The organism is Chryseobacterium sp. GVT01B (assembly GCF_019970045.1).
Classification (GTDB): domain Bacteria; phylum Bacteroidota; class Bacteroidia; order Flavobacteriales; family Weeksellaceae; genus Chryseobacterium.
In genome coordinates this window covers 281149-292894 of the sequence record NZ_JAHXYI010000003.1, presented here as the reverse complement: position 1 = coordinate 292894, position 11746 = coordinate 281149, and the positions used below count along the sequence as shown (strand labels likewise).

Sequence of the window (11746 nt, the reverse complement as noted above, 5' to 3'; positions counted from 1 at the left end):
GCCTTTACTTCCTTTTTGCCTTTTCTATGACATATAAAGCCGTGAATAAAGCCTTTCATGCTGCATACACCTGATATCGAAAGCGGTATTACAAAGTCCTACCATATCTCTGTCCAGTTCTATTGTCTCTAAAGCTGTTTTTTCCATTACAGGATAAAGGGAAAATAAAATATCCTGTCCGTCCAGCTGCCCAAGAGGAACAAGTTTTACCGCATTGGTAATCATTCCTGCCACTGAGGTATAATAGAATCCTAAAAGAGCTTCGTATAAAGGGATTTTCATCAGGTAAGCATACACTCCAAACACAATACAGTAATGGGAATTGGCTTCTTTATTCTGCACTGCTTTTTCAAACGCTTCCATAAAAGGAAAACTGTCTCTCCTTTTAAAGATTTTGATCAGCCTGATCCCTAATTTCTGACTGGCCTGACGGATTTCTTTTGGGCATTTTATAGCATTGCATTCATTATCAAGAAGTAACAATTCCTCCAAATCTCCTTTTTCAGCTGCTTCATAAGCCAGTTTTACAAAAGCCCCATCATTGAATTTAAGGTTGTACTGAAGCATGTTCTGTACAAATTCTTTCGCGGTAGCTAAATTATGTACGATCCTTTCCTGCACATAGGTTTCAAGTCCGTTGGAATGGGTATAGCCCCCGATGGGAAGTGTAGGATCTGCAAGATGAAGCAGTCCTGACAGGAAGTTTATGTTGCTGTTATTCATCTTTCGGGGCGGCCATTTTTAAGATTTTTGTAAAGATTGTTGATCCCAGACTTCCGTGTCCGTGAGGTTCTACATTAGATTTAAGAAGATTCAGCAATTTCACAGATTGTTTTTCCGGTTTGAACCCGCTCGCTTCCAGCCATCTGAACATTGGCATTTCAAAAGGAAGCAATACTTGATCATTCTGAATGAAAAGCGGAATATGTTTGTTTCCGATCTCATAACATACGGTACCCATTTCCAACAATGATGTGGGTGACATTACGATAGCTTCTGTTTCCAGAACATTGACCGCAATTATTTTTTCTGCGTCCTCAAAAAGAATATCTCCTTCACGCAAACGCTGGCCTTCTCTGAGAAATTTGATAGCCACATCAATTCCCTGTCTGGTTTTTTTACGCTGGATTCTTTTGGTAGTTTCAAACCATTCCAGATCAAGATAATCTATGGTTTTCCCTGTAGGATTTTCTGAGAGATTGCCTATGATTTGATTAATTATCATTTTTGGATTTTTTTCTAAAGTCTAAGTTTTTGGAGATTCCTACCCCGAATGTTGAACCACCGATTCCAGCTACATAGCTTTTCGTCCAGCCTTCTTCTTTTGTTTTAGTCTGAAGCATTGAAAGTTCTGCAAATTTGAATTTCAGAGCCCAGCCTCCTCCAAGCAATATTCCAATCAAAGGATAGGCACGAAGACGGAATCCGTTAAAGTTCTGCATCGCATCAGCAGCCGTTGACAGTTGTTGTCCCCAGACATAATGAGCATCTACCTGCCCGATCAGTACAAAGTATTTTCCAAGCATCAGTGAAGGACTATACCAGATACCGGCTTCATTTTGTTTATAAACTACATTGTGGTCAACCGTATTCTGTGAATAAGCATAATTGACTCCAATAAGATCATTATTCTTGATGAAGTATCCCACTCCAAGTGGCGCACTTGATACTGTACTGCTGCTGCTGGATGGAGTTGTAAGTTTAGAATAGTCTAATGAACCGTAGACCATAAACTGTCCTTTGGGCCCATCTTCATCACTTTTAAGCCTGTGTCCGCCCAGAAACTGAGCACTTAAATTTCCTGAAAGCATAGACATTCCGGCTACGGCAAGAGAAACAACTGTTTTTAAATATTTCATTTTAAACTTAGTTCTATAATTGTTTTACATTGAATTGGATAAGTTTTGATTAAACCTTATAGGTTTTTGAAACCTATAAGGTTGGTATCCATTATTGTTTAAGTTTATCTTAGAACAAGTAATAAAGCTGTGTTAAGGGCAGTGTTTCCGCCGGTTCGCAAGTGATGTACTCACCGTCTACCGTTACTTTATAGTTTTCAGGATTCACTTCAATTAAAGGCGTCTTATCGTTATGAATAAGGTCTTTTTTGGAAATATTTCTACAGTTTTTTACCGGAAGGATCATTTTCTCCAATTTATAAGAAGCGATGGTTCCATTGTCGATAGAAACCTGGGAAACGAAGTTGGCGCAAATACCAAACTTGGCTTTTCCGTGTGCTCCGAACATATTTCTGTAAATAATCGGCTGAGGTGTTGGAATGGATGCATTCGGATCTCCCATTTTAGCAGCAATTACAAATCCTCCTTTTACAATCATTTCCGGTTTTACCCCGAATAATGCAGGTTTCCAGATCACTAAATCTGCCAATTTTCCTTCTTCAAGAGATCCTACATATTCTGAAATACCATGAGCTATAGCCGGGTTGATCGTATATTTTGCCACATATCTTTTTGCACGGTAGTTATCGTTTCCACTGTCTTTATCTTCAGCAAGGTCTCCTCTCTGTTCCTTCATTTTACTTGCTGTCTGCCATGTTCTTGTGATCACTTCTCCCGGTCTTCCCATCGCCTGAGAATCTGAACTCATAATACTGAAAACTCCCATATCATGAAGGATATCTTCTGCGGCAATAGTTTCAGGACGGATACGGGAATCTGCGAACGCCACATCTTCAGGAATATTTTTGCTCAGGTGATGACAAACCATCAGCATATCTAAGTGCTCATCGATTGTATTTACAGTGTAAGGACGCGTAGGATTTGTAGAAGCTGGCAATACATTTGGATACATTGCTGCTTTAATGATGTCCGGTGCGTGACCTCCACCAGCTCCTTCTGTGTGGAAGGTGTGGATTACTCTTCCGTTGATCGCTCTCATTGTATCTTCAAGAAATCCTCCCTCATTCAGAGTATCGGTGTGGATGGCAACCTGAACGTCATATTTATCAGCTACTTTCAATGCTGCATCAATTGTTGCAGGAGTTGCTCCCCAGTCTTCATGGATTTTTACTCCCAAAGCTCCTGCTTCCACCTGTTCTTCAATAGGTTCTTCTGCTGAACAGTTCCCTTTTCCGAAGAAACCAAGGTTCATAGGATATTCTTCTGCCGCTTCGAGCATTTTCTGCATGTTGAATTTTCCCGGAGTTACTGTTGTTGCGTTGGTTCCGTCGTTTGGACCTGTTCCTCCGCCAATCATAGTAGTAATTCCGCTATATAAAGAGGTTTCGATCTGTTGAGGGCAGATGTAATGAATGTGAGTATCAATACCTCCGGCTGTTACGATATATCCTTTTCCACCGTGAACTTCAGTAGAAGCACCGATGATCATATTAGGAGATACACCATCCATCGTATCAGGGTTTCCTGCTTTTCCGATTCCTACAATCTTTCCGTCTTTAATTCCGATATCCCCTTTTACAATTCCCCAGTGGTCAATGATTACAGCTCCTGTGATACAAAGATCCAGAACACCTTCATCTCTTTTAGCAGTAACATTCTGCCCCATCCCGTCACGTACGGTTTTTCCCCCTCCGAAAACGGCTTCGTCTCCGTAATGCGTGAAATCTTTTTCAATTTCAATAATAATTTCAGTGTCTCCCAGTCTGATTTTATCTCCGGCTGTAGGCCCCAATATATTGGCGTATTGTTTTCTGTCTACGTGTAAGCTCATCTTAGTGATTTTTAAAGTTTAATTCTTCAACTTTTGCAAGGCTTGCTTTTTTCTGTTCTTCAGAATCTACCTGTCCGTCCACAAGATTATTGAAGCCCATTGCTTTTTTGGTTCCTCCTATTTCTACCAATTCCACTTCTTTTTCTTCTCCCGGTTCAAAACGTACTGCAGTGCTTGCTACAATATTCAGTCTCTTTCCGAAAGCTTTTTCACGGTCAAAACTCATCGCTTTATTGACTTCAAAAAAGTGGAAGTGTGAACCTACCTGAATAGGGCGGTCTCCCGTATTGGTTACTTTTATTTTCACAGTTTCTCTGCCTTCATTGCAGATAATTGTGCCTTCTTTTACAAAAATTTCTCCTGGTATCATCATCAGTAGTATTAGCGGATTGGGTTGTGTACGGTTACCAGCTTAGTCCCATCCGGGAAAGTGGCTTCAATCTGAACATCGTGGATCATTTCTGACACGCCGGGCATTACATCCTCTTTGGTAAGAAGATTAGCGCCTTCCTGCATCAGTTCAGCTACTTTTTTACCATCTCGTGCTCCTTCAAGCAAAAAATGGCTGATCAGAGCTATTGATTCCGGGTAATTTAATTTAAGGCCTCTTGCCCTTCTTTTTAGAGCGAGTTCGCCTGCCAGAAATAGCATAAGCTTCTCCGTTTCTCTCGGTGTTAAGTGCATAATATTTTTATTTAAAATTGGACAAACAATATCCTATTCACCTCTCCGTAAAGGCAAACAGATATGTTCAAAAATGTAAAATGGAAATGATTTTTGCGGATCTGTATTGACATGAATACAAACCACAACGGATCATTAAAAATTAAGAAAAGGGATTAGCAGCCCGCTATCTGCAGGCAATGATACAGGATGTATCTTGGTGCTGTAATATAAATACGGTTTTGAACGGCCGCAACCCGTGTAGTGTGAGAATACCCTGCAAAGAAATAATTAAGCCACTGCTGTGCAAGGACTGAGTAATCAAATTTCACTTTCTCCCAGTCATTGGAATCCTGAACATCCTGAACATCTGAAAAACTATACATTTCAGGCTGGGTCTGCTGATCGGATTTCTGCTGAAGGAGATTAATTTTTGAAAGAATATCAGAGTATGGTTGAGTTTTCCCTTTATGTGCAAAAAGACCTGCACACAACGCTGAGAAAAATAAGACAAAAGAGAAAAATAGGACTCTTTTTTTCATACCTGTTAATAATGGTGTAAAATTAGAACAATCTTAAAACCCCGGCTATCAAAAAAATTATTTAAAATGTTCAAAATCGCAACAAATACAATTTTATGTAATTTTAACATTTCAGGATAAACTCCTTATTCACAACACTTAAGCATTACTTTTGAACTATGACAATTTTTTTATTGTCCCTATTCCTATAATTATGATTATCTGCCTCATCTTTTCTGTCTATTTAAAAGATCGAATAAATACACCTCTTATTCTCAATACTACATATTAAAAAATCTCTATTCATCAATGATTACTTAATAATAAGCTTTATTTCATAAAAACAGACGGTATTTTTTTCTTTCCTTATAATTATCGTAAATTTGTATACACATTTAATTTAATAAAATAATAAAACGTAATATGTCAAAAGCAATTTCGCAAGTACCATTAGCGGTAAATGAGCCGGTAAATTCTTATGAACCGGGATCTCCGGAAGTTAAAAGCCTTATCGACACTTATAAAAAAATGTGGGCTGAGAAGGTAGAAGTTCCAATGATCATCAATGGAAAAGAAGTGAAAACTGATACAAAAGTACAGCTTCAGTCTCCTCAGGATCATGCTCATGACTTCGGTTTCTACTATCAGGGTGGTATGCAGCATGTGGATGACGCTATCAACGCGGCATTGGCAGCTAAACAGGAATGGAATGAACTAGGCTGGGAACAACGTGCAGCAATTTTCTTAAAGGCGGCTGATCTTTTGGCTGGTCCTTACAGAGATGTAATCAATGCTGCTACAATGATCGGGCAGTCTAAAAATGTACACCAGGCTGAAATTGATGCAGCTTGTGAGTTCATCGACTTCTTAAGATTCAACGTAGAGTTCATGACAGAAATGTATGCTGAGCAGCCGGTTTCTGACAATGGAATCTGGAACCGTGTTGAGTACAGACCATTGGAAGGATTCTGTTTTGCAGTAACTCCGTTCAACTTTACAGCGATTTCCGGAAACCTTCCTACTTGTATGGCAATGCTAGGAAACGTTGTAGTTTGGAAGCCGTCTGACAAGCAGGTATATTCTGCAAAAGTAATCATGGATGTATTGACAGAAGCGGGGCTTCCTGCAGGAGTAATCAACATGATCTTTACTGATGGAAAAGAAACTGCTGAAAAAGTATTGGCTCACCGTGATTTTGCTGGGCTTCACTTCACAGGTTCTACAAAAGTATTCCAGGGAATGTGGAAAATGATTGGTGACAATATCCACAACTACAGAACATATCCAAGAATTGTTGGAGAAACAGGTGGTAAAGACTTTGTAATTGCTCACCCATCTGCTAACGTAGAAGCTGTAGCTACTGCATTGGTAAGAGGTGCTTTTGAATACCAGGGACAAAAATGTTCTGCTGCTTCAAGAGCTTATGTACCTAAATCTCTTTGGGCTGACGTGAAAAAAGTAATGGAAACTCAAATGAATTCTATCAAAGTAGGTTCTCCGGAAGATACTTCTAACTTTGTAAATGCTGTAATTGACAAAAATTCTTTCGAGAAGTGTAAAGGATATATCGACAGAGCTAATGCTTCAGGTGAAGCTACTGTAGCTATTGGTGGGAAATATGACGATTCTAAAGGATGGTTCGTACACCCAACAGTAATTGAAACTACCAACCCTCACTACGAAAGTATGGTGGAAGAGATCTTCGGCCCAATCTTGTCAATCTACGTATATGAAGATCAGGACTGGAAAGAAACTCTAAAACTGGTAGATTCTACTTCTCCTTATTCATTAACAGGTTCTGTGTTCTCTCAAGACCGTTACGCAATCAATGAAGCTTATAAAGCTTTAGAGAATGCTTCAGGTAACTTCTATATCAACGATAAGCCAACAGGTGCCGTAGTAGGACAACAGCCTTTCGGTGGTGGTAGAGCTTCAGGAACAAATGATAAAGCAGGTTCTAAAATGAATCTTCTAAGATGGGTTTCTGTAAGAAGCGTAAAAGAAACGTTTGTTTCTCCAAAAAATTACAAATATCCATACCTAGGGTAATAAACGATAAATAATCATTGATAAATGATTTTAAACAGCCTCGGAATTTCGGTTTCGGGGCTTTTTTGTGGGGATAGGCGGGGTGCGAGGTTCGGGATGCGAGTTGCGGGAGTTCAAAGTTTAAGGTTTAAAGTTACTGGTATTCATAAATACACTTTTATTCCTCCGATACTCAATACTCTCCCCTAAACTCTCTAACCCTCCTACTCTCCCACACTCTAACTCCTAATCCCTATAATCCGTTACCTGCTACCCGTTACCTAACATCTTTTAACAAACTTTACCTATATTTTACGACTTTCCCTACCCTCTTAGGAATAATTGTTGATTTTCAATACATATACACCCCAAAATAAGATAGTATGAAAAAGTTATTGCTAACAGCCGTCGGAATAGGAATATTTGCAGTGAGCTGTGGAACCAAAGAATCGTCAATGTCATCGAGTAACCGTGATTCAGCGACGGTAGACAATACACAGAAAAGTGTACCGCCTACAACAACTGATACCATGACTACAAAAATGACAAATCCTGACAGTATCAAGATAAAAAAAGATTCTGCGGTAATGTCTCCTGTCAAATAGTATTGATATACGTTCAATTTAAAATGGAAAATCTGCAGATGAAAGTTCTGCAGATTTTTTTATTGAATAACCGGAAATGTTGGGTTTATCATGAAGTTTTAGCCTTAAAAGACTATTATTTAGGTTTTGGCTAAAGCCAATGGATGTAATATTTATGGTTAGCTGGGTTAAAACCCAGCCCTATTGAATTTTAATGACAACATCTTTTATCTTTTATCTTTTATCTTTTATCTTTTATCTTTTATCTTTTATCTTTTATCTTTTATCTTTTATCTTTTATCTTTATATTTGATTAATACCAAACATTAAAATATACCCCTATGAAAAAATTCTGGATAGGAGCAGTTCTTGGACTTCTTTTCCTTGGAAGTTGTGCTCAGAATAAAGAAAAAAGAGAGGAATACAAAGACGCTCACAATAAGGATTCTTTAAGAAATAGAATGGGTGATTCTGCTGTAGCCAATTCTATACCCGCTCCGGCAGCTGCCGATACATCAAAAACAAAACCCGACAGTACAAAAGTTAAATAAAATCACAAATCCACAGACTTCTGTGGATTTGCACTTAAAAAAACTTGACTGAAAAAAAACCGGGCAATCAACCCCGATTATGAGATATGGTTTATATTCTGAACAGAATATTTCCTTTGAAGATAAAAATGGGAATCGTGGATGTCTCAATAATGAAATATACACTTGTACTATATATTAATTTTCATAGCTTAGTTTTCAGCTGGGGATGATTATCTTACGATGTATCTTATTTCAGAAAAAGAGATATTTCTTCAAAAATTGAAAGAGATAAGCTGTAGTATAATTGTGTTCATGTCCCTCGAACTGGCGCAAAGATAGGATAGCAAAGGGTTTCTGTAAAATAATAGGTTGTTCATTTTCGTGAAAATGGCAAGATAGAATTTAAAAACCTATCTCTTTTTAATCATTTTCAGGAAAATGAACATTTTTATCTGATTGATTTTCAGCATCAAGATATTTGATATAGGCTGATGGAGAATAATCTGTGACTGCTTTGAAAACTGCAGCAAATTTACTGTGCGAAGAGAAGCCGCATTCATCAGCAAGGATGCTTATTTTATATTGTCTGTACTTCTCATCATTGATTAGTTTATCCACAATATATTTGATTCTCAAACGGTTGATATACGATTTAAAATCAGCACTCTTATGCTGATTGATTACATAAGACAGATATTTTGTATTAGTATTCAATTCGCCCGCAAGGAAAGAAAGAGACATTCCTTTATTGTTATAGAGATCACCTTTCTCAAAATCTTCAAGAAGTTCAAGCAGTTTTGATTCTGTTTCGGAAGTCATCAAAGAATCATTTCGCCTTCGGTCTGTTTCAGAATCTTTTTCATCAATTTCTTCCACAGATATATTGGAAAATTCAGAATCATCAGATTGTTTTAAAGGATGGTTACTTCTGCTGCTGATCATCTTCAACTGAGCTCTTATGATATTTCTGAACTTTGAACGCTGTTTTTTCTGCTTTGTCCTAAAGAAAACAAGTAAACCAACCAATAAAGTAAACAGAACAACAATAGTAGCATTTTTCACCAGATTCATCTGTCCGCTCTTTTTGCTGGTCTTCCCTTTTGGAATCTCTGCTCCTTTCATTGTGAAACTTTGATTGCGTGCCGCAATACTGTCATACGTCCTTACATATTTCACAGCATATAAAGAGGCTTTGAAATTATCCCCCATTCCTTCATAATAATCATTGATATTGGAGTATACAGCTTTTTTCAATGTAAGGCTTCGGGAAGTATCTGCTATTTTTTCTGCTTTTTTCAGGTATAGTTCGGCATCTTTCCAGTTTTTCTGCTTCAGACGAATTCCTCCCAGGCCATTATAAACCAATCCGAGTGTACAGCTTCCGACCTTAAGCAGGCTTTCAGCTTTTCTGTAATAATTTTCTGAAACTGGATAGTCATTAAGTTTGAAATAAACATCACCCAGCAACTGATAAGAGGCAGCAGCTGTTCTGTTTTCGTTGCAGCTGTTTATTCTTTCAAAATATTTCAGGGAAGATTCTATGAATCGTATTGCATTGGAGTAATTGCCTAGCTCCATTTCGTAGAAAGCCATTTCCTGATTCAGGAGTCCTGCCGCTTCATTGCTTTTCTGAAAATCGGTAATCCTGCCGGAAGCTTCCAGCCCTTTTATAATGTATTTTTTAGATCTTTCATACAACCCTACCTGTCTATATTGTCTGGCAAGTAATCTGGTTACAACAGCCATCCGTTCAGGATCATTGATCTGATTGATCACCGAGTGGGCATTTTCACTATAACAAATTGCTTTTTTAAGCTCACCGGCATGATGATAAAGTTCTGAAGAAAGGATAAGACACTGTATTTTCTCAGAAGGCTTCTGTGCCAACATATAAAGAGAGTCTGCCGTCTTGATCGCCTTTGGTAAATCCTTATGCGCCGTAACAGAAGATGTTCTTTCACAGATAAGGTCAAAGCTGTTTTTTTTCTGAGCGAATATGGGGACTGCTGTTGCCAGCAAAAACAAAAATTTCAGGAGATTCTTAGACATACAAAAACAAATTATTATTTTTATTTTATAATAATTCATCATTATTTTCACGGGGTGTCTTTTTGTTTTTTTACAAAACTAGTGATATTTTATTTTTTATTAAAACATTATATTGAAATTTAATCATTTAACTTAAAACAATGATTTACATTAATTTTAATAATTAGACCAAAATAATAAATGATTTTCCTTCATATGAACTGATATCTGTTTTAAAACTAAAGTTCCTTTATAATTATTTTCAATATGGACGGCTCATGTGTCATCATATTTATTACATTTGCAGGGAATAAAAAGTTCTTATGAAAAAAATAGCAATACTATCCTCAATCTTTATAGGAGTTCTTGCATGGGCACAGGGAATTAAATTTGAAGACGGCAATTTTGCCTCTATCCTTGCCAAAGCAAAAAAAGAAAAAAAACTGGTCTTTATAGATGCATATGCTTCATGGTGTGGACCTTGTAAACTAATGGTAAAAAATATTTTCCCACTTCAGTCTGTGGGTGACTACTATAATTCTCACTTTATCAATGCTAAAATTGATATGGAAAAAGGTGAAGGAATTGAGTTAGCTAAGAAATATAATGTAAAAGCATTCCCTACTTATCTGTTCATTGACGGAAATGGTGAAGCGGTACACAGAACTCTGGGATATGTTGAAGAAAAAGACTTTATCCAGTTTGCCAAAGATGCTGAAGATCCGAACAAAAGATTAACTTCTCTGAAGGAACAGTTTGAGAAAGGAGAAAAAGATCCTGAGTTTTTAAAGAATCTTGCAGGGCTTACCATGTATAATGACGCTGAGTTTGCCGGTAAAGTACTTAACCGTTATTTCCAGCAGAAACCAACTTTGGATCAGGAAGATGTTCAAATGCTTCTTTCAGGGGTTCAAACTATAGACAGCCCTTTGTACAAGATTTTTCAGGACAAAAAAGCAGATATCGTTAAATTCTTTCCGGAAGATAAGTATGAAAAGTTTGACAAAAATATCAAACTGAATACCATCTCCAAAAAAGCATATAATGCTGATACCAAAAAATGGGATGATAATTATTTCATGTCTGAAACTCAGAAATTCTTAAGCAAAGAAGAAGCTGACAAGATCTTAAAAAGAATGAAAGCTAACAGAGCTTTAAAGAATAAAGATATTCCTGAGTATGAAAAACTGATTCTTGATTTGTACAAAGATTATTCTGCTGCAGGTTCTGAAGAGCTGAATTCTCTTGCATGGAATTTCTTTGAAAATGTAAGCAATAAGACTTCTCTGGAAAAAGCAATTGCATGGGCACAGGAATCTGTAAAGAAAGACCAGAATTTTGCCAATACTGATACTTTAGCTAATCTTTACAATAAGATTGGCGATAAGAAAAATGCAAGAACATGGGCTGAAAAATCTATTGAACTGGCAAAAAGCACAGGACAGGATTCTACTGACACTGAAAAATTATTGAAAAGCCTTTAATTAGGAATGTCATAAAATAAAGACCGCAGAACTGAAGTTCTGCGGTCTTTTTATATTGTTTGGTGAGCAGGAATGGCAAACCACCCCGTCAAAAATTCTTTGAATTTTTGCCACCCCTCCAAAGGAGGGGAATTTTCACGTCTTCAGTTGTGATATAAGTGAAAATAGAACTATCCTTCTGTTTTATAAGATACAATAAGAAACTTATCTCTCTT

The 11746-nt window shown here is 37.3% G+C and carries 12 protein-coding genes; 4 read left to right on the top strand and 8 right to left on the bottom strand.

The window, feature by feature from the left end; genetic code table 11:
* Positions 1–24: 24 nt before the first annotated feature.
* The 7 genes from LC457_RS08075 to LC457_RS08045 all read right to left on the bottom strand — a co-directional run bounded on the left by LC457_RS08075 (position 25) and on the right by LC457_RS08045 (position 4895).
* Entirely contained in the window at positions 25–723 is a 699-nt protein-coding gene (locus LC457_RS08075; protein ID WP_223599369.1) for an urease accessory protein UreF, read from the bottom strand.
* Positions 716–1225 (bottom strand): urease accessory protein UreE, encoded by a 510-nt coding sequence (gene ureE / locus LC457_RS08070; protein ID WP_223599368.1) that lies wholly within the window; start codon positions 1223–1225, stop codon positions 716–718. Before ureE ends, LC457_RS08075 begins: the two co-directional genes overlap by 8 nt.
* Positions 1215–1859, bottom strand: a complete 645-nt coding sequence (locus LC457_RS08065) for a hypothetical protein (RefSeq protein WP_223599367.1) — start codon at positions 1857–1859, stop codon at positions 1215–1217. Before LC457_RS08065 ends, ureE begins: the two co-directional genes overlap by 11 nt.
* A 109-nt stretch (positions 1860–1968) precedes the next feature.
* Complete coding sequence (ureC, locus tag LC457_RS08060; protein WP_142718677.1) at positions 1969–3690, bottom strand: urease subunit alpha; 1722 nt, start codon at positions 3688–3690, stop codon at positions 1969–1971.
* A 1-nt stretch (position 3691) separates the two neighbouring features.
* Positions 3692–4060, bottom strand: a complete 369-nt coding sequence (gene ureB, locus LC457_RS08055) for an urease subunit beta (RefSeq protein WP_047378418.1) — start codon at positions 4058–4060, stop codon at positions 3692–3694.
* 11 nt (positions 4061–4071) lie between these two features.
* Positions 4072–4374, bottom strand: a complete 303-nt coding sequence (ureA, locus tag LC457_RS08050) for an urease subunit gamma (protein WP_223599366.1) — start codon at positions 4372–4374, stop codon at positions 4072–4074.
* A 155-nt stretch (positions 4375–4529) separates the two neighbouring features.
* Positions 4530–4895 carry a hypothetical protein gene (locus LC457_RS08045; RefSeq protein WP_223599365.1) on the bottom strand — a complete coding sequence of 122 codons (366 nt, stop codon included), beginning with the start codon at positions 4893–4895 and terminating at the stop codon, positions 4530–4532.
* Positions 4896–5297: 402 nt separating this feature from the next.
* Here LC457_RS08045 and pruA point away from each other — a divergent pair, with 402 nt between their 5' ends.
* The 3 genes from pruA to LC457_RS08030 all read left to right on the top strand — a co-directional run bounded on the left by pruA (position 5298) and on the right by LC457_RS08030 (position 8037).
* Positions 5298–6923: an L-glutamate gamma-semialdehyde dehydrogenase gene (gene pruA / locus LC457_RS08040; protein ID WP_149833061.1), complete on the top strand. Its 1626-nt coding sequence runs from the start codon at positions 5298–5300 to the stop codon at positions 6921–6923.
* 362 nt (positions 6924–7285) lie between these two features.
* Positions 7286–7507: a cytochrome C551 gene (locus LC457_RS08035; RefSeq protein WP_223599364.1), complete on the top strand. Its 222-nt coding sequence runs from the start codon at positions 7286–7288 to the stop codon at positions 7505–7507.
* 320 nt (positions 7508–7827) lie between these two features.
* Complete coding sequence (locus LC457_RS08030) at positions 7828–8037, top strand: hypothetical protein (RefSeq protein WP_213280188.1); 210 nt, start codon at positions 7828–7830, stop codon at positions 8035–8037.
* A 402-nt stretch (positions 8038–8439) separates the two neighbouring features.
* On the opposite strand, the gene LC457_RS08025 is transcribed toward LC457_RS08030, so the two are convergent.
* Positions 8440–10068, bottom strand: a complete 1629-nt coding sequence (locus tag LC457_RS08025) for a tetratricopeptide repeat protein (protein ID WP_223599363.1) — start codon at positions 10066–10068, stop codon at positions 8440–8442.
* Between the two features lie 302 nt (positions 10069–10370).
* On the opposite strand from LC457_RS08025, the gene LC457_RS08020 reads away from it, so the two are divergent.
* Positions 10371–11531 (top strand): thioredoxin family protein, encoded by a 1161-nt coding sequence (locus LC457_RS08020; protein WP_223599362.1) that lies wholly within the window; start codon positions 10371–10373, stop codon positions 11529–11531.
* Positions 11532–11746: the final 215 nt, after the last annotated feature.

Excerpts from the sequence above, each read along its gene's own strand:
- LC457_RS08030 (WP_213280188.1), top strand. The coding sequence starts at position 7,828 with ATGAAAAAATTCTGGATAGGAGCAGTTCTTGGACTTCTTTTCCTTGGA.
- pruA (WP_149833061.1), top strand. The coding sequence starts at position 5,298 with ATGTCAAAAGCAATTTCGCAAGTACCATTAGCGGTAAATGAGCCGGTA.
- ureC (WP_142718677.1), bottom strand. The coding sequence starts at position 3,690 with ATGAGCTTACACGTAGACAGAAAACAATACGCCAATATATTGGGGCCT.
- LC457_RS08020 (WP_223599362.1), top strand. The coding sequence starts at position 10,371 with ATGAAAAAAATAGCAATACTATCCTCAATCTTTATAGGAGTTCTTGCA.
- LC457_RS08045 (WP_223599365.1), bottom strand. The coding sequence starts at position 4,895 with ATGAAAAAAAGAGTCCTATTTTTCTCTTTTGTCTTATTTTTCTCAGCG.
- LC457_RS08025 (WP_223599363.1), bottom strand. The coding sequence starts at position 10,068 with ATGTCTAAGAATCTCCTGAAATTTTTGTTTTTGCTGGCAACAGCAGTC.
- LC457_RS08065 (WP_223599367.1), bottom strand. The coding sequence starts at position 1,859 with ATGAAATATTTAAAAACAGTTGTTTCTCTTGCCGTAGCCGGAATGTCT.
- ureB (WP_047378418.1), bottom strand. The coding sequence starts at position 4,060 with ATGATACCAGGAGAAATTTTTGTAAAAGAAGGCACAATTATCTGCAAT.
- LC457_RS08035 (WP_223599364.1), top strand. The coding sequence starts at position 7,286 with ATGAAAAAGTTATTGCTAACAGCCGTCGGAATAGGAATATTTGCAGTG.
- LC457_RS08075 (WP_223599369.1), bottom strand. The coding sequence starts at position 723 with ATGAATAACAGCAACATAAACTTCCTGTCAGGACTGCTTCATCTTGCA.
- ureA (WP_223599366.1), bottom strand. The coding sequence starts at position 4,374 with ATGCACTTAACACCGAGAGAAACGGAGAAGCTTATGCTATTTCTGGCA.
- ureE (WP_223599368.1), bottom strand. The coding sequence starts at position 1,225 with ATGATAATTAATCAAATCATAGGCAATCTCTCAGAAAATCCTACAGGG.